The 15,972-nt window shown below is 75.7% G+C and carries 18 protein-coding genes; 12 read left to right on the top strand and 6 right to left on the bottom strand.

All coding sequences use genetic code 11. The features are described 5' to 3' along the window. Positions 1-6: 6 nt before the first annotated feature. The 3 genes from GCU56_RS05635 (at position 7) to GCU56_RS05625 (ending at position 3,358) form a co-directional block, all read left to right on the top strand. Positions 7-1,338, top strand: a complete 1,332-nt coding sequence (locus GCU56_RS05635; protein ID WP_163480536.1) for an MFS transporter — start codon at positions 7-9, stop codon at positions 1,336-1,338. Further along, positions 1,335-2,777 carry an aminotransferase class V-fold PLP-dependent enzyme gene (locus GCU56_RS05630; RefSeq protein WP_163480535.1) on the top strand — a complete coding sequence of 481 codons (1,443 nt, stop codon included), beginning with the start codon at positions 1,335-1,337 and terminating at the stop codon, positions 2,775-2,777. The genes GCU56_RS05635 and GCU56_RS05630 overlap by 4 nt, the downstream gene beginning before the upstream one ends. 128 nt (positions 2,778-2,905) lie before the next feature. After that, positions 2,906-3,358 (top strand): SRPBCC family protein, encoded by a 453-nt coding sequence (locus tag GCU56_RS05625; RefSeq protein WP_163480534.1) that lies wholly within the window; start codon positions 2,906-2,908, stop codon positions 3,356-3,358. On the opposite strand, the gene GCU56_RS05620 is transcribed toward GCU56_RS05625, so the two are convergent. Then, positions 3,348-4,556: an NAD(P)-dependent malic enzyme gene (locus GCU56_RS05620; RefSeq protein WP_163480533.1), complete on the bottom strand. Its 1,209-nt coding sequence runs from the start codon at positions 4,554-4,556 to the stop codon at positions 3,348-3,350. The two genes, GCU56_RS05625 and GCU56_RS05620, sit on opposite strands and share 11 nt — an antisense overlap. 42 nt (positions 4,557-4,598) lie before the next feature. On the opposite strand from GCU56_RS05620, the gene GCU56_RS05615 reads away from it, so the two are divergent. Continuing rightward, positions 4,599-5,204: a dTDP-4-dehydrorhamnose 3,5-epimerase family protein gene (locus GCU56_RS05615; RefSeq protein WP_163480532.1), complete on the top strand. Its 606-nt coding sequence runs from the start codon at positions 4,599-4,601 to the stop codon at positions 5,202-5,204. Here GCU56_RS05615 and GCU56_RS05610 read toward each other — a convergent pair. Continuing rightward, on the bottom strand, positions 5,187-5,576 hold the full coding sequence (locus tag GCU56_RS05610; protein WP_163480531.1) for a S26 family signal peptidase: 390 nt from the start codon (positions 5,574-5,576) through the stop codon (positions 5,187-5,189). The genes GCU56_RS05615 and GCU56_RS05610 overlap by 18 nt on opposite strands. Before the next feature lie 50 nt (positions 5,577-5,626). On the opposite strand from GCU56_RS05610, the gene sodN reads away from it, so the two are divergent. The 6 genes from sodN to GCU56_RS05580 all read left to right on the top strand — a co-directional run bounded on the left by sodN (position 5,627) and on the right by GCU56_RS05580 (position 10,223). Next, entirely contained in the window at positions 5,627-6,028 is a 402-nt protein-coding gene (sodN, locus tag GCU56_RS05605) for a superoxide dismutase, Ni (protein ID WP_163480530.1), read from the top strand. A 162-nt stretch (positions 6,029-6,190) separates the two neighbouring features. Beyond that, positions 6,191-7,450 (top strand): PP2C family protein-serine/threonine phosphatase, encoded by a 1,260-nt coding sequence (locus tag GCU56_RS05600; RefSeq protein ID WP_163480529.1) that lies wholly within the window; start codon positions 6,191-6,193, stop codon positions 7,448-7,450. 32 nt (positions 7,451-7,482) lie between these two features. After that, positions 7,483-8,148 (top strand): phosphatidylserine decarboxylase, encoded by a 666-nt coding sequence (locus tag GCU56_RS05595; RefSeq protein WP_163480528.1) that lies wholly within the window; start codon positions 7,483-7,485, stop codon positions 8,146-8,148. 13 nt (positions 8,149-8,161) lie between these two features. Next, positions 8,162-8,962: a CDP-diacylglycerol--serine O-phosphatidyltransferase gene (pssA, locus tag GCU56_RS05590; RefSeq protein ID WP_163480527.1), complete on the top strand. Its 801-nt coding sequence runs from the start codon at positions 8,162-8,164 to the stop codon at positions 8,960-8,962. Beyond that, the gene (locus GCU56_RS05585; RefSeq protein WP_163480526.1) at positions 8,959-9,444 is read left to right on the top strand and encodes a GNAT family N-acetyltransferase; all 486 of its coding nucleotides are present in this window, start codon (positions 8,959-8,961) and stop codon (positions 9,442-9,444) included. Before pssA ends, GCU56_RS05585 begins: the two co-directional genes overlap by 4 nt. Further along, positions 9,441-10,223, top strand: coding sequence for an HAD-IIA family hydrolase (locus tag GCU56_RS05580; protein WP_345771654.1), 783 nt, complete (start codon positions 9,441-9,443; stop codon positions 10,221-10,223). The genes GCU56_RS05585 and GCU56_RS05580 overlap by 4 nt, the downstream gene beginning before the upstream one ends. A gap of 49 nt (positions 10,224-10,272) precedes the next feature. On the opposite strand, the gene GCU56_RS05575 is transcribed toward GCU56_RS05580, so the two are convergent. After that, on the bottom strand, positions 10,273-10,755 hold the full coding sequence (locus tag GCU56_RS05575) for a hypothetical protein (RefSeq protein ID WP_345771653.1): 483 nt from the start codon (positions 10,753-10,755) through the stop codon (positions 10,273-10,275). A 99-nt stretch (positions 10,756-10,854) separates the two neighbouring features. On the opposite strand from GCU56_RS05575, the gene GCU56_RS05570 reads away from it, so the two are divergent. Further along, a complete protein-coding gene (locus tag GCU56_RS05570; RefSeq protein WP_163480525.1) occupies positions 10,855-11,877 on the top strand; it encodes a diacylglycerol/lipid kinase family protein in 1,023 nt (340 codons plus the stop codon). Between the two features lie 335 nt (positions 11,878-12,212). After that, positions 12,213-12,464 carry a WhiB family transcriptional regulator gene (locus GCU56_RS05565; RefSeq protein WP_163480524.1) on the top strand — a complete coding sequence of 84 codons (252 nt, stop codon included), beginning with the start codon at positions 12,213-12,215 and terminating at the stop codon, positions 12,462-12,464. A gap of 101 nt (positions 12,465-12,565) precedes the next feature. Here the strand turns inward: GCU56_RS05565 and GCU56_RS05560 are convergent, their stop codons facing one another. The 3 genes from GCU56_RS05560 to GCU56_RS05550 form a co-directional block, all read right to left on the bottom strand. Beyond that, positions 12,566-14,050: a sensor histidine kinase gene (locus GCU56_RS05560; RefSeq protein WP_163480523.1), complete on the bottom strand. Its 1,485-nt coding sequence runs from the start codon at positions 14,048-14,050 to the stop codon at positions 12,566-12,568. Between the two features lie 395 nt (positions 14,051-14,445). Next, positions 14,446-14,667 (bottom strand): biotin/lipoyl-binding carrier protein, encoded by a 222-nt coding sequence (locus tag GCU56_RS25035; RefSeq protein WP_163480522.1) that lies wholly within the window; start codon positions 14,665-14,667, stop codon positions 14,446-14,448. A 73-nt stretch (positions 14,668-14,740) separates the two neighbouring features. Further along, on the bottom strand, positions 14,741-15,787 hold the full coding sequence (locus tag GCU56_RS05550) for a biotin carboxylase N-terminal domain-containing protein (protein ID WP_163480521.1): 1,047 nt from the start codon (positions 15,785-15,787) through the stop codon (positions 14,741-14,743). Positions 15,788-15,972 lie beyond the last annotated feature (185 nt).

Here is a 15,972-nt window from a genome sequence, read left to right as displayed (position 1 = left end):
GCGACCGTGACCGCCGTCCCCTCCCCCACGCGGCTGGGCCGCGGGGTCCACGTCGGCTACGCGCTCGGCTCGGTCGGGACGGCGGCGTTCGGCACGGTGCCCGGCCTGCTGCTGCTCTTCTACCTGACCGACGTCCTCGGCGTGGCCGCCGGCATCGCCGGACTGGTGGTGTTCGCCCCCAAGGCGTGGGACGTGCTGCTCAACCCCTGGATCGGCAGCCGCTCCGACCGGACGGCGAGCCGATGGGGCCCGCGCCGGCCGTGGATGCTGGCCGGCGGGCTGGCCCTGCCGCCGCTGTTCGTGCTGGTCTTCGCCGGCCCCGGGGCGCCGCCCGGGGCGGCGGCGGCGTGGGTGGCGGTGACCTTCCTGCTCGCCGCCACCGCCTACGGCTGCTTCCAGGTGCCCTACGTGGCGCAGCCGGCCGAGATCACCGACGACCCGGGCGAGCGGGCCACCCTCATGTCCTGGCGGGTGGCGGTCCTGGCGCTGGGCATCCTGGTGGCCGGCGCGGGGGCCCCTGCCGTCGTGGACGCCTTCGGCGGCGGGCGGGGCGGGCACCTGGCCATGGCGGTGTTCGTCGCCCTGCTGCTGGCCCTGGGGATGCTCGGCGCCGTCGCCGGCACCCGGGCCGCACCGACCCTGAGCCGAGTGCGCAGCGAGGGCCGGCTGAGCGCCACCGTGGCGGTGGCGTGGCGGGCCCGGCCGTTCCGGGTGCTGCTGACCGGCTTCGTCGTCCAGGCCCTGGGGATCGGGGTGATGCTGGCCGGCGTGCCGTACTACTCGCGGCAGGTCCTGGGCGACCCGGCGGCCGGATCGCTGCTGTTCGGCGCGCTGGTCGGCCCGGCGATCCTGGTCATGCCGCTGTGGCTGCGGGTCAGCCGCCGGCTGGGCAAGCGGTCGGGGCTGCTGCTGGCCTCGGCGCTGTTCGTCGTCGGCGCGACGGGACTGGCCGTCGGCGACGCGGGGGGCACCGGTCTCGTGCTCGCGCTGGTCGTCCTGGTGGGGATCGGCTACGCGGGGATGCAGATGTTCCCGCTGGCGATGCTGCCCGACGTCATCGCCGCCGACGAGGCCGCGTCCGGGCAGCGCCGGGCCGGTGTCTTCACCGGCGTCTGGACGGCGGCCGAGACCCTCGGCCTGGCCGTGGGGCCCGGCCTGCTCGGTGGCCTGCTCGCCCTGGCCGGGTACGTCTCGACCACCGGCGACGACGTGGTCGCCCAGCCCGGCACCGCGGTGACGGCCGTCCGGCTGGGCTTCAGCGTCGTCCCGGCGCTGCTGGTGCTGGCCAGCCTCCCGGTCCTCGCCCGCTACCGCCTCGACCCGCAGGAGACCCCGTGACCCCGGACGACGTGCTGGCCGAGCTCACCGCGCTGCAGGCGGGGGACGTGCCCACCCACGGCGGCGCGACGATGGCCTACGTCTACGACTCCGGGCGGGCGGACGTCGACGAGCTCGCCGCGGCCGCCCAGGCGTCGTTCCAGTGGACCAACGCCCTGGACCCGACCGCCTTCCCGAGCGTCGCCCGCATCGAGAACGACCTGGTCGGCGTGGCCGCCGCGCTGCTCGGCGGCGGACCGGGGACCGTGGGCACGCTGACCAGCGGCGGCACGGAGAGCTGCCTGCTGGCGGTCCTCGCCGCGCGGGAGCGGTGGCGTGCCGCCGGCGGCCCGGGCCGCGCGCGGCTGCTGCTGCCGGTCACCGCGCACGCCGCCTTCCGCAAGGCCGCGCACCTGTTCGACCTCGAGGTCGTCGACGTCCCGGTGGACCCGGTCAGCTGCCGCGCCGACCCGGCCGCGGTGCGGACCGCGCTCGACGACCGGTGCGCGCTGGTGGTGATCAGCGCGCCGTCCTACCCGCACGGCGTCCTGGACCCGGTCGGGGAGATCGCCGGGCTGGCCGCCGCGGCCGGCGCCGGCTGCCACGTCGACGCCTGCATCGGCGGCTGGGTGCTGCCCTTCCTCGACGACGTCCCCGAGCCCTTCGACCTGTCCGTGCCCGGGGTGACCTCGCTGTCGGTCGACCTGCACAAGTACGGCTACGCCCCCAAGGGCGTCTCCGTGCTGCTGACCGCCGACCCCGAGCTGCGGCAGGCGCACTGGTTCGCCACCGCCGGCTGGCCGGGCTACCCGGTGGTGAACCCGACCCTGGCCGGCACCCGCCCGGCCGGCCCGATGGCCGCCGCCTGGGCGGTGCACCGGCTGCTCGGGGCCCCGGGCTACCGGCAGCTGGCGCGTGACACCCGGGCGGCGACGCTCGCCCTGGCCGCGGGCGCCGGCGCCCTCGCCGGCCTGCGGGTCGTCGGGACGCCGGTGACGACGCTCGTCGCCCTGGCCCAGGACGGGCCGGACGGCGTCGACGTGCTGAACCTCGCCGACGAGATGACCGCCCGCGGGTGGCTGCTGCAACCCCAGCCACCGTTCGCGCAGTCCGGCGGCGACCTCCCGGCCACCCTGCACCTGACGGTCACCGGGGCGACCGCGGGGCGGGTCGACGCGCTGCTGGCCGACCTCGCCGACGCCGCCCGCGACGCGGCGGCGCTGCCCCGGCCGGTCGCCGACCCGGAGCTGGTCGCCGCGGCGGCGGGCATCGACCCGGCCGCGCTCACGGTCGCCGAGGTCGACGGGCTGCTGGAGCTGGCCGGGGTCGGCGGAGGCCGGCTCCCCGAGCGGATGGCGCCGGTGCACGCGCTGGTCGCGGCGCTCCCCCGCCCGGTGGCCGAACGGCTGCTGGCCGGCGTGCTCGACCTGGTCTACCGGCCCGCCGCCGTGCCGCGCTGAGCGGTCTCCCGGGCCCACCTGCGGGAGCGGACCGGCTGCGCGCACGGTGCTGGACGGCGACCGGCCGCGCGAGGACGCTGGTCCCACTGCCCCGCCCCGGGCAGGCCGCCCGGCGGGAGGAGACGCCGATGCTGCTCCGCTTCACCTTCGACACCCGGGCCACGCCCGCGCAGGTCCGGGAGGCGTTCACCGACGTCAGCGACCGCCGCCTGCAGGTGTGGCGACGCACGCTGGACCCGGCGAAGTACGAGGTGCGCGAGACCGGCGACGACTGGGCCGTCGTCAAGGAGGGCAGCCGCGGCACGCGCATCTGGGTGCTGCTGCGCTACGAGTGGCCCGAGCCGGACACGATCCGCTGGACGCTGCTGGACAGCGACCACTGCGACCGTGGCCGCGGCGAGGTCGTGGTCACCCCGGCGCCGGACGGCGGCAGCCGGGTGCGCACCTCGATCGACCACCGCGCCCCCCGGGGCCTGCGCGGCCGCGCGATCCTCCTGACGCAGCGGCTCGTCGGCCCGATCGCCTTCCCGCGGCTGTGGCGCTCGACCCTCGACGAGCTGGCCGCCACCCTCAGCGGGTGACGCCCTGCTCCCGCGCGCAGGTGGCCACGGCGGACGCCACGGCCTCGGCCACCCGGCGGTCCAGCGGGCTGGGCACGACGTGGTCGGCGCGGACGTCGTCGCCCACCACCCCGGCGATCGCCGTGGCGGCGGCCAGCTTCATCTCCTCGGTGATGCGCGTGGCCCCGGCGTCGATCGCACCCCGGAAGACACCGGGGAAGGCGAGCACGTTGTTGATCTGGTTGGGCTCCCCGCTGCGCCCCGTGGCCACCACCGCGGCGTGGCGGGCCGCCATCTCCGGGTCGACCTCGGGGATCGGGTTGGCCAGCGAGAACACGATGCACCCCGGCGCCATCCCGGCGATCGCCGCCTCGGGCACCGAGCCGCCCGAGACCCCCAGGTACACGTCGGCGCCCTCGAGCGCGGCGACCATCGAGCCCGCGGCACCGCCGCGGTTGGTGTGCTCGGCGAGCCACCGCTTGACCGGGGGCAGGTCGGCACGGCCGGTGTGGAGGATCCCGCGCGAGTCGGCCACGGCGATGTCGCCGACGCCGGCCTCCAGCAGGATCTTGGTGCAGGCCACGCCGGCGGCCCCGGCGCCGGAGACGACGACCCGCAGGTCCCCGAGCTCGCGCCCGACCACCCGCGCGGCGTTGCGCAGCGCGGCGAGGACGACGATCGCCGTCCCGTGCTGGTCGTCGTGCATCACCGGGATGGGCAGGCGGGCACGCAGCCGCTCCTCCACCTCGAAGCACCGGGGCGCACTGATGTCCTCGAGGTTGATGCCGCCGAAGGACGGCGCGATCGCCGCCACCGTCTCGACGATCGTGTCGACGTCGGTGGTGGCGAGGACGACCGGCACCGCCGACAGCCCGGCGAACTCGCTGAACAGGCAGGCCTTGCCCTCCATCACCGGCAACGCGGCGACCGGGCCGATGTCGCCCAGGCCGAGCACGGCCGTGCCGTCGGACACCACGGCGACCGCCCGCGGCGCCCAGGTGAACCGGTGCGCCAGCTCGGGCTCGGCGGCGATGGCGCTGGACACCCGCGCGACGCCGGGGGTGTAGGTGAGGGCCAGATCGGCCACCGTCGCGATCGGCCGGGTGGGCCGTACCACCAGCTTCCCGCCCTCGTGCACCGCGAACGCCGGGTCGGCGGCGAAGCGGTCGGGGCTCCCCACCGGAGGCGGGGACTGCTCGGAGGAAGGGGTTCCGCCCATGGACACCGCAGCGTAGCGGCGCGGGCTCGATACGGTCGCTGCGTGCAGATCCGGGAACTCGCCGTGCGCGACGCCTACGTCCTCGACCTCGTCCCCCACGGGGACGCCCGCGGCCGGTTCACCGAGTGGTACCGGGCGGACGTGCTGTCGTCGGCGACCGGGTACGGCCTGCCGCTGGCCCAGGCCAACCACAGCGTGTCCGCGCGCGGGGTGCTGCGCGGCGTGCACTTCGCGCTGGTGCCCCCGGGCCAGGCCAAGTACGTCTACTGCCCGGCCGGGCGGGTGCTCGACGTCGTCGTCGACGTCCGGGTCGGCTCCCCCACCTTCGGCGGCTCCGACGCGGTCGTCCTCGACAGCGAGCAACCCCGCGCGGTGCACCTCGCCGAGGGCCTGGGCCACGCCTTCGTCTCCCTCGCCGACGGCAGCTCGGTCACCTACCTGGTGTCCAGCGGCTACGACCCCGAGCGGGAGGTCGGCATCGACCCGCTGGACCCGGCGCTCGGGCTGCCGTGGCCCGCCGACGTCGAGTTCGAGCTCTCGGCGAAAGACCGCGCGGCCCCCACCCTCGCGCAGGCGCAGGAGCAGGGCCTGCTGCCGACGATGGAGCAGTGCTCGGCGCGCTACGCCGAGCTACGCGCCCGGCGCTGACCCCGGCCGCGCCCCCAGCCGCCCGGGCCGCGGCCACAGCCGGCCCACCACCCGGCCGACGACCACGGCCGGCCCGAAGGCCCGGCTGTCGTCGGCGACGAGCGGGTTGTCCCCCTCGACCCAGTGGCCGCCGGGTACCACCCGGGCGACCCGTTTCACCACGAGCAGGTCGGGCCGCGACGGGAACCGGGCGAGGACGACGTCGCCCGTCCCGACGGCGACCCCGGCGTCGGCCCGTCGCACGAGCAGCCGGTCGCCGTGCCGCACCGTCGGGGACATCGAGGGGCCGGCCACCCGCGCCAGGACCCAGGGCGTGACCAGCGGCGGGACCTCTCCGGAGGTCCCGCGCTCGGACGTGTCTCCGCCACTCACCGCGAGTAGGGTCGCAGACGACACAACCGACGAGATCCGGAGGCACGTCCATGCGTTTCCGCATGTTCTCCGCCGTGGAGGCCACCGCTCACTGCGACCTCCCCTGCGGCGTGTACGACCCGGCCCAGGCCCGCATCGAGGCGGAGTCCGTCAAGGCCATCCAGGAGAAGTACCAGGCCAACGAGGACCCGGTCTTCCGGATGCGCGCCGTCCTGATCAAGGAGCAGCGGTCCGACCTGGCCAAGCACCACCTGTGGGTGCTCTGGACCGACTACTTCAAGCCCCCGCACTTCGAGAAGTACCCGCAGCTGCACGAGCTGTTCAACAAGGCCACCAAGCAGGCCGGCGCGTCCGGCGGCAAGGGCAGCATGGACCCCGCCGAGGGTCAGAAGCTGCTCGACTACATCGCCGAGATCGACAAGATCTTCTGGGAGACGAAGGCCGCCGCCTGAAAGAGGACCCCGCTGCCCCCACCGCTCGCGAGCTCGCGGCGGGGCCCTGCAGCGGGGCCGAGGCTGCCGGGTCGTCCTTCCGGACGGCCCGGCAGCGTCGTCGTGGGCATGTTCCACTGCACCGGTCCAGGCCCGGCTCGCGCCCGCGCCTAGGGTCGGCCCATGCGCGGCTCGGAGGATCTCGTGATCGACGTCGGCGCACTCCTCGAGAAGGTGGAGGCCGCGGCCCCCCTCGACGCCGTGCCCGCCGTCGCGGCCGCCCTGGCCGAGATGGTCGAGGCCCGGTCGGCGACCCTGCTCGTCGCCGACTTCAGCGGCCGGGCCGTCGTCCGCCTCACCTCCGCCGCGCCCGGCGTCGAGGGAGCCCGGAACCGGGGGATCGAGCAGGCGGAGACCCTGCCGCTCACCGGCACCGTGTACGAGCGGGTGCTGCGGACGCAGCAGCCCGACGTGCAGCCCGAGGGCGACGGCGCCCGGGCGATCGTCCCGGTCACTGACCGGGGGGATGCCATCGGCCTGCTGGAGCTCGAGCTGCCCCGGAGCCCCTCGGCTCACGACATCGCCGAGATCGGGAACGCCGCGCACGCCCTGGCCTACGTGGTCATCGCCGCCCGGCGGCACACCGACGTGTTCGAGTGGGGCCAGCGCTCCACGCCCTTCGCGTTGGCCGCGGAGATCCAGCGACGGCTCCTCCCGGCCGCCTACACCTGCGAGGCCGGGCAGTTCACCCTCGCCGGCTGGCTGGAGCCGGCCAGCTCGGTGGGCGGCGACACCTTCGACTACACCCTGGACCGCGACTCCCTGCAGGTCTCCATCACCGACGCCGTCGGCCACCAGGTGGCGGCCGCCCTGCTCGCCACGCTGCTGGTGGGCAGCCTCCGCAACGGCCGCCGCCAGGGCCTCGACCTCACCGCGCAGGCCGGCCACGCCAACGACGCCCTCGTCGCGCACGCCGAGTCGGGCCAGTTCGTCACCGGGCAGCTGGTGCGGCTGGACCTGCACACCGGGACGGCGGAGATCGTCAACGCCGGCCACCCCTGGCCGCTGCGGCTGCGCGACGGGCGGGTGAGCGAGATCGCGCTGGACATCGAGCCCCCGTTCGGGGTCGTGCGGGGTCGGACCTACACGCCGCAGCGCCTCCCGCTCGAACCGGGCGACCGGATCGTCTTCCTCACCGACGGCATGGAGGAGCGGAACGCGGCCTCCCTCGACGTCGCCGCGGCACTGGCGGAGAGTTCGGACCTGCACCCGCGGGAGGTCGTCCACGCACTCGGCGCGGCCGTGATGCACGCCACGGGGGGAGACCTGCGGGACGACGCCACGATGGTCTGCCTGGACTGGTACGGCGGCCCGCCGCGTGGCCGGAGGACCGAGCACGGCGCCGATCCCGACCGGGTCTCGCCGCCTGCCGTCCCCGGGTGACGCCGGATGCGTCCCGGTACCGTCTGACCCCGATGCGCATCGACCCGGCCGGGTGGCCCTTCCTCACCGGGCCCCTGGCCCCCGCCGCCCTCCTCGCCGCCACCGCGCGGGCCACCGGCCGGCGCGGCCTGCGGCTCGCGGCCTGGCCCTTCGTCGCCCTCGCCGCCTACATGGCGCTGTTCTTCCGGGACCCCGACCGCCGCTGCGACGCCGAGCCCCCCGCCCCCGACGACGTGGTCTCCCCCGCCGACGGCGTGGTCATGGTCGCCGGCGAGCCGCAGGAGGGGGTGGCGCCCGACGGCGAGTGGCAGCAGGTGAGCGTCTTCCTGTCGGTCGTCGACGTGCACGTCAACCGCTCCCCGTACCGCGGCGAGGTCGTCGAGAGCTCCTACCGCCCGGGCAGCTTCCTCGCGGCCTACCGCAAGGAGTCCGCGCACCGCAACGAGCGCAGCGAGCTGTGGCTGCGCGACGGCGACCGGACCGTGGTGTTCCGGCAGGTCGTCGGCGTGCTCGCCCGCCGCATCGTGACCCGCACCGGCGTCGGCCAGCAGCTGGCGACCGGCGAACGGATGGGCCTGATGAAGTTCGGCTCCCGCATGGACGTCTTCGTCCCGCCGCAGTGCACACTCACCGTCCGCACCGGTCAGCGGGTGCGGGGCGGCGAGACGGTCATCGCCCGCTTCCCCCACTCCGGCTGAGAGGTCGCCGCCGATGCCGCCGACCCGGCGAACGGCCACCGTCGAGTTCGTGCGCGGCTCGGTCCGCGGCACCCGCAGACGGGCGCTGGCCACGCTGCCCAGCCTGTTCACCCTCGCCAACATGATGTGCGGCTTCGCCGCGATCCTGGTCTCCATCCGCGGCCAGTACACCCTGGCCGCGGTGCTGGTCGGGTTGTCGATCGTCTTCGACATCACCGACGGCGCGGTGGCCCGGCTGGTCGGCGCGGTGACCCCCTTCGGTCTCCAGTTCGACTCGCTGGCCGACCTGGTCTCCTTCGGGATCTCGCCGGCGGTGCTCGCCTTCACGCTGTTCAGCGAGGGGCGGGACGAGTGGGACCCCCTGGGCTGGGTCGTCTGCTTCCTGTGGGTGGCCTGCGCCGCGATCCGGCTCGCCCGCTTCAACACCACCATCGACCCGACGGCCGACAAGCGGTACTTCATCGGCATGCCCAGCCCGGGCGCGGCCGGGGTGGTGCTCGCGTCGGTGTTCGCCTTCGGGGACCAGATGCAGGGCCGGGACCGGCTGTGGGTGCTGCTGATCGTCGCCGTCCCGGCGCTGCTCATGGTGAGCAACATCCGGTTCCGCTCGTTCCGCTCCCTGGTCAGCCCCAGGAGCGGCAAGCCCTACGGCATCATCGCCGCGGCCCTCGCCATGGTCGTCGGCTTCTCGCTGGCCCCCGTGGTCACGGGCATCGTCCTGGCCTACGGCTACCTGCTGGCGCCCGTCCTCATCCCGGTGGTGTCCCCGCTCGCCCGGCTGGTGCCCGACCGCCTCAAGGAGCTGCTCACATGACGGTGCGGGCGATCCGCCCCGACGACGTCCCCGCCGTGGTCGGGCTCGTCCGGGAGCTGGCCGAGTACGAGCGCGCCGCGCACGAGGTCCGGCTCACCGAGGAGCAGCTGACCGCGGCGCTGTTCGGGGAGTCCGCCGCGCTCTTCGGGCACGTCGCCGAGGCCGGTGGCGAGGTCGTCGGGATGGCCCTGTGGTTCCTCAACTTCAGCACCTGGCGGGGCACCCACGGCATCTACCTGGAGGACCTCTACGTCCAGCCCGGGCACCGCGGCAGCGGCCTGGGCCGGGAGCTGCTGCGCACCCTGGCCCAGGTGTGCACGGACCGGGGCTACGACCGGCTGGAGTGGTCGGTGCTGGACTGGAACACGCCGTCGATCGCGTTCTACGCGGCGGCCGGGGCGGTGCCGATGGAGGACTGGACGGTCTTCCGGCTCACCGACGAGGCACTCTCCGGCTTCGCCGCCGACCGGCGCGTGCCGTGAGCCTCGAGCGGCGGCCGGCCGAGTGCTGGCTCACCGACATGGACGGCGTCCTGGTGCACGAGGGGAACGCCCTGCCCGGCGCGGCGGACTTCCTCGCCCGCCTGCAGGAGCAGGGACGGCGCTTCCTGGTGCTGACCAACAACTCGATCTTCACCCCCCGCGACCTCGCCGCCCGGCTGGCCCGGTCCGGTCTGGCCGTGCCGGAGGAGTCGATCTGGACCTCCGCGCTCGCGACGGCGGACTTCCTCTCGGGACAGCTGCCCGGCGGCTCGGCCTACGTCATCGGCGAGGCGGGGCTGACCACGGCGCTCTACGAGGCCGGCTACACCCTGACCGACACCGATCCGGACTACGTGGTGCTCGGGGAGACCCGCACGTACTCGTTCGAGGCGATCACCCGGGCCATCCGGCTCGTCGGGCTGGGGGCCCGCTTCATCGCGACCAACCCCGACGTGACCGGCCCCTCCCCCGAGGGCCCGCTGCCGGCCACCGGGTCCGTCGCGGCGATGATCACCAAGGCGACCGGCGCGGAGCCGTACTTCGTCGGCAAGCCCAACCCGATGATGTTCCGCAGCGCGATGAACCGGATCTCCGCGCACTCGGAGTCGACCGTCATGATCGGCGACCGCATGGACACCGACGTCGTCGCGGGCATCGAGGCCGGGCTCGACACGATCCTGGTGCTCACCGGCTCGACCCGGGCCTCCGACGTGTCGCGCTTCCCGTTCCGCCCCGGCCGCGTCCTCGACTCGATCGCCGACGTCGTCGACCTGGTCTAGGGCCCCCTGCCCCACCGCTCGCACGCTCGCGGCGGGACGCGGGGGGTCCTCAGCGGCCGGAGAACGCCAGCCGGGCCTCGGGCGTGGCCAGCTGGTAGAGCTCCACGGCGACCAGGACGAGGATCGGGACGCCGATCAGCGGGCGGTCGGCCTCGAACGCGGACGTGTAGCCGAACAGGCCCAGCAGCACCTGCAGGACGATCACCGGGCCGCGGGCCCAGCCCGACACCCGCCACAGGCCGACCGCCGCCGCGGCGAGCAGGGCTGCGAAGAAGCCCACGTAGACGACCTCGGCCACGGCCCGGCTGACGCTGTCGGGGGTCGAGGTGATGGTCAGGTACAGCAGCACGAAGGCGAGGACGGCCAGGCCCGCGGACTCGACGGCGACGACGAGGGCGGCCCGGCGGACGGCGGGCGGCGCCTCCGGGCGGTGACGTCCCCGCCGCGGCGCCGTCGGCTCCGCCGCTCCCCCGAGCAGCCGGTCGACGCGCCGGCGGCCGCTCGCCGGCCGCCCCCCGGGCTCCTCCGTCACGGCCGCGAGGGTACGCGCCGCGCCCGGGTGGTCCGGGTCTCCGTTCGCGTCCGCCCGCACCTGCCCGGCTCCGGCGACGACGCTGGCTAGCCTGGCGACATGCGTGCGCTCGTGGTGGCCAACCCCGCGGCGACGACGACGACCCGGGCGACGCGGGACGAGGTGCTCGCCGCCCTGGCCGGCGAGCTCAAGGTCGACCTCGCCGAGACCGGCCACCGCGGCCACGGCAGCGACCTCGCCGCCCAGGCCTGCGCGGACGGTGTCGACGTGGTCGTGGCCCTGGGCGGCGACGGCACGGTCAACGAGGTGGTCAACGGCCTCCTCCACCACGGGCCGCGGCCCGGCCTCCCGCTGCTGGCGGTCGTCCCGGGCGGCTCCACGAACGTCTTCTCGCGGGCGCTGGGCCGCTCGCGCGACCCGCTCAGGGCGACCCGGGAGGTCCTCGCCGCGGTGCAGGCCGGGCGGACCCGCCGGGTGTCGCTGGGGACGGCGAGCGCGCGAGGCGCCCCCCGGACCCCGGCCACCGTGCCCGATCCCGCCGGTGCGCAGCAGGCCGCCGACGGCGCCGCCGCCGCACACCCGGAGTGGAGCGAGCCGCGTTGGTTCGCCTTCTCCGCCGGGCTCGGGTTCGACGCCGACGTCATCGGCCGGGTGGAGGCCCACCGCGCCCGCGGCCGGCGCTCGACCGGGGTGCTCTACGTCCGGGAGGCCACCCGCGCGTTCGTGCTCGGGCACGAGCGCCGGAACCCGGCGATGACGCTGGAGGTGGCCGGGCAGCCCCCGCTGGACGGGCTGTTCCTCTGCCTGGTCTCCAACGTGGCCCCGTGGACCTACCTGGGGCCGCGGCCGGTCAACCCGAGCCCGGAGGCGTCCTTCGACACCGGCCTGGACGTGTTCGCCATGGGCCGGGTGGGGGTCTTCCGCATGCTGCACCACGTGCGGCAGGTGTTCGCCGCCCGCCCGGACGCCCGGGGCCGCGGCGTCCACCGGCTGCACGACCTGCACGAACTCACCCTGACCGCGTCCCGTCCGCAGGGCTGGCAGGTCGACGGCGACCACCTGGGGACGGCGACCGGCCTGCGGGTGACCCACGTGCCCGCCGCCCTCCGCGTCGTCGCCTGAGCGGGAGAACCGGACGTTCTCGTAACACGGCTCTCACCTGCGCATTTCCACGGATGGCCGCCGTTGTCAAGGTCCCGCGCGCATCCGGGGACAGGTCGAGTGGCAGGCCTAGCACGGGCGTGGTGAGGTTGCTCACGAGGGGTCGACCGAAGCCCTCGTTCTGCTTGACAGGCGTCCTCGCCGTGAAAACATCGCGAGAGGAAAGCAACCTGTCGGTAACAAATGCACGACGTCGCTGTGCCATGGCGCTGGTCACCCCGGTGCCGGCCTGCGGAACGGTCCGAGGCCGGCGACTGACGCACGAGACCGTAGACGACACCGAGGAGAACCCCACCATGGACTGGCGCCACCGCGCGCTCTGCCGCGACGAGGACCCGGAGCTGTTCTTCCCCATCGGGACGACCGGCCCGGCGACCGTGCAGATCGAGCAGGCCAAGGGTGTGTGCCGGCGCTGCCCCGTCGTCGAGTCGTGTCTGGACTGGGCCCTGCGCTCGGGTCAGGACTCCGGCGTCTGGGGTGGGCTGTCCGAGGACGAGCGGCGCGCGCTGAAGCGGCGCCAGTCTCGTACTCGGGTGCGCACCGCCTGAGGGGTCGCACCCCCGGCGTCCGGACCCCGGTCCGGCGCCACCCTGCAGCACCGACCGCGAGGCCGGTCCCGGACCCGGGACCGGCCTCGCGGCGTCGGGGCTCACCGGCGCAGCCGGGCGGCTCCGGGGAGGGTGAGCACCACCTCGGTGCCCGACCGGTCGCCGCCGGGCCGGCCCATGCGGAGGCTGCCCCCGAGCTCGCTGGTGACCAGGGTCCGCACGATCTGCAGGCCCAGTCCCTCGCTGACCGCGGGGTCGAAGCCCTCCGGTAGCCCGCGGCCGTCGTCGCAGACCCGGACGACGAGGTCGTCGCCGTCCCGCTCGGCCACCAGCTCGATGGCGCCCGGGCTGCCGTCGGGGAAGGCGTGCTCGGCGGCGTTGTGCAGCAGCTCGGTCACCGCCAGCACCAGCGGCGTGGCGGCCTCCGCCGGCAGCTCCCCGACGTGGCCGACCCGGCGGACCCGTGCGGCCGGGCCGACCGACGTCAGGTCGCCCAGCATCGGCAGCACCCGGTCGAGGACGTCGTCGACGTCGACGACGTCCTCGCGGCTGCCGGCCAGCGTCTCGTGCACCACGGCGATCGAGGAGACCCGCCGCACCGACTCCTCCAGGGCCTCGCGCGCCGCGGGCTCGGTCATCCGCCGGGCCTGGAGCCGCAGCAGCGCGGCGACGGTCTGCAGGTTGTTCTTCACCCGGTGGTGGATCTCGCGGATGGTGGCGTCCTTGGTGAGCAGCGCCCGGTCGCGCCGGCGGACGTCGGTGACGTCACGGACCAGGACCAGCGCGCCGGCCTCCCCACCGGGCGCCTGCAGCGGCAGCGCCCGCACGAGGAGGATGGCCGCTGCGCCCTCGACGTCGGTCGGGTCGGGGAAGCGGCCGGCGACCGCGGCCCGGATGCCGGCCGCCACCGCCTCCCCGGCCACCCGGTCGGCCGCGGCGTCCCGCGTCAGGCCCGCCAGGTCCGCGCCCACGACGTCCCCGGTCGCGCCCATGCGCCGGTAGGCCGACAGCGCGTTGGGACTGGCGTAGACGGCGCAGCCGTCGCCGTCGAGGCGCACCAGGCCGTCGCCCACCCGGGGGCTGATCTCGGCGTCCAGCGGCTTCTGCGGCGGGAAGGTGCCGGCCGACACCATCAGGCAGAGGTCGGCGGCGATGTCGAGGTAGGTCAGCTCCAGCGTGGACGGCGACCGGGTCACCGCGAGGTTGGTGTCGCGGGCCAGGACGGCGACGACCACACCGTCGTGCCGCACCGGGATCACCTCACGGCGCCGTGGGGTGGTGCCCGACCAGTCCGGCTCGCCCTCGGTGACCGGGCGGCCCTCGCGGTGCGCCACGTCGAACGGCTCGGACGTGGGCCCGGCCACCTCGGAGCCGACCAGGTCGTCGGGCTGGCTGGTCGGCGCGGTCAGCGGGCGCACCTGCGCCACACACCACCACGACCCGCCCGCCAACGGGACCCAGAGGGTCAGGTCGGCGAAGGACAGGTCGGCCAGCAGTTGCCAGTCGGCCACCAGCCGGCGGGCGTGGTCGACCTGCGCGGGGGCGGAGGCCGCGCCGCGGGTCAGGCGTTCGGAGAGGCTGTTCATGGTGCTTCGAGGGTAGAGAAGGGCCCCTCCTGCCCCCCACCGCTCGCCGGATCGCGGCGGGACACCGGAGGAGGGCCACTCAGGCTGGCGGACGTGGTCTCCCCCGCCGATGCGTCGCCCCTGTCCGTCGAGACGGCCGGACCGGCGGACTCCCCCCGGATCGCCGACCTGACCGTCGCGGTCTACCCGGCCGGCGGCCTGGCCTCACCGGACTACGCGACCCAGCTGGGTGACGTCGCGGGGCGGGCCGGGCGGGCCCAGCTGCTGGCCGCCCGGGACGCCCGCGGGCTGGTCGTGGGCAGCGTGGCGCTCGTGCTGTCGGGCGACTTCGGCGAGGTGACGCAGTCGGACGAGGAGGCTGCGTTCCGGAGGACCCCGGGCTGCTCCCGGGGCCGTCAGCCGTCGACCGTGGCGATCAGGTCGCCCTCCTGCAGCACCTCGCCCTCGACGACGTGCAGCTCCCGGACGGTGCCGGCGCGCTCGGTGAGGACCGGGATCTCCATCTTCATCGACTCCAGGATCACCAGCGTGTCGCCGGCCGCCACCTGGCTGCCCGGCTGCACGAGCACCTTCCAGACGCTGGACACCATCTCCGCCTGGATCTCCTCGACCGCCACCGGCACCTCCCTCGCTGACCTGCGGTCGATCCAAGCACGCGGCGACGGCGGTCCGGCAGGGCCGGCGAGCCGATCAGCGCGCGGGTGCGCGGGTGCCGGCGGCCAGCCGGTCGAGCACCGGGCGGATCTCCGCGGCGTCGTGCGGCACGCCCGTGTGCGGCAGCCCGGCGAGGACGCCGGCAGCGGCGCGCGCCGCGGTCGCGGTGTCGGGGGCGCTCGCGCTCACGGTGGCCAGCAGGGCGTCGTACCAGCCGTCGAGACGGTCGCCCGGGTCGTAGCCGCTCACCGCCACGAGGTCGACGTCGGGCGACAGGGCCGGTAGGCGTCCGGGCTCGGGCAGCCGGCCGGTGACACGACCGGCCTCCCCCGGTGGCAGGGTCGACCGCAGCTGGACCGCGACCGCCTTCCGGGCGGCGCGTCCCGGTGACACGTCGGTCGCACCCCGGCGTCCGGAGGCACTGCGCAGCGCGAGTTCGACGGCGTCCACCCCGTGGGCCCGCTCCAGGACGGCCATGTCCAGGGAGAAGCCGGCGGCCACCTCGGCCAGCGCGCCGTCCGGGGCGATGCCGACGGTCACCAGGCCGCGCCAGCCGACCTCCGGCAGCCGCTCGGCCGCCGGGGGGAGTTCCACCGGCTCGTCGGGGGTCCAGGAGACCCGGGCGATCCCCGCCGCGCGGTCGCGGGAGACCGACGTCGTGTACCGCAGCCCCGACTCGGTGACCCACGCCAGGAACCCGCGCTCGCTCGCCGGCTCCACCCCGTCGCCGCCGAGCCGCTCCAGCACCGCGGCCGGTGGCCCGACCCAGGTCAGCCCGGCGGCGACGACCGCGCCGGCCAGGCGTGCGTTGCCGGCCAGGGCCGGCGGTACCGGCAGGACGGCGGCCACCCCGCTGCGCCGCGCCGCCTCCACGATCCGGTCGACGGCCAGGTAGGACTCCGCGGCCGGCGCCGGGCCGAGCAGCACCGCGTCGTCGGCCAGCCGCACGTGACGGGCGGACCGGTCGGCCTCGGAGTGGACGGCGACGGCCTTGACCTCCAGCCGGGAGCACGCCGCCACCACCGCGCACGCCGCGGGTCCGCGTCCCGCCACGAGCACGCTCTCGATCCCGAGGTCTGCCACCGTGCCGCCCCTCCTGATCCCGCACGCAGGGCTGCCCACCCGGACGGCCGTCCCCCAGCCTCACCCGCCGCCCTGCCCTCCCGCCACAGGGGGACGGCGCCGCCGGCGGTCGTGAGAAGCTGGAGCCACGGAGCCCGTGGGTCACGGGCAGCGACGACCAGGGGCCAGCGGCTCGCCAGTCACGA

Source organism: Geodermatophilus sabuli, assembly GCF_010686765.1.
GTDB lineage: Bacteria > Actinomycetota > Actinomycetes > Mycobacteriales > Geodermatophilaceae > Geodermatophilus > Geodermatophilus sabuli_A.
Note: the sequence above shows the minus strand (reverse complement) of the source record. Positions and strands in the feature narration are given on the sequence as shown.

What these genes read in the sequence shown, in the direction of transcription:
- GCU56_RS05625 (WP_163480534.1), top strand. Translation starts at nt 2,906, where the DNA reads ATGCTGCTCCGCTTCACCTTCGACACCCGGGCCACGCCCGCGCAGGTC.
- GCU56_RS05620 (WP_163480533.1), bottom strand. Translation starts at nt 4,556, where the DNA reads ATGGGCGGAACCCCTTCCTCCGAGCAGTCCCCGCCTCCGGTGGGGAGC.
- sodN (WP_163480530.1), top strand. Translation starts at nt 5,627, where the DNA reads ATGCGTTTCCGCATGTTCTCCGCCGTGGAGGCCACCGCTCACTGCGAC.
- GCU56_RS05600 (WP_163480529.1), top strand. Translation starts at nt 6,191, where the DNA reads ATGCGCGGCTCGGAGGATCTCGTGATCGACGTCGGCGCACTCCTCGAG.
- GCU56_RS05595 (WP_163480528.1), top strand. Translation starts at nt 7,483, where the DNA reads ATGCGCATCGACCCGGCCGGGTGGCCCTTCCTCACCGGGCCCCTGGCC.
- pssA (WP_163480527.1), top strand. Translation starts at nt 8,162, where the DNA reads ATGCCGCCGACCCGGCGAACGGCCACCGTCGAGTTCGTGCGCGGCTCG.
- GCU56_RS05585 (WP_163480526.1), top strand. Translation starts at nt 8,959, where the DNA reads ATGACGGTGCGGGCGATCCGCCCCGACGACGTCCCCGCCGTGGTCGGG.
- GCU56_RS05570 (WP_163480525.1), top strand. Translation starts at nt 10,855, where the DNA reads ATGCGTGCGCTCGTGGTGGCCAACCCCGCGGCGACGACGACGACCCGG.
- GCU56_RS05565 (WP_163480524.1), top strand. Translation starts at nt 12,213, where the DNA reads ATGGACTGGCGCCACCGCGCGCTCTGCCGCGACGAGGACCCGGAGCTG.
- GCU56_RS05560 (WP_163480523.1), bottom strand. Translation starts at nt 14,050, where the DNA reads ATGAACAGCCTCTCCGAACGCCTGACCCGCGGCGCGGCCTCCGCCCCC.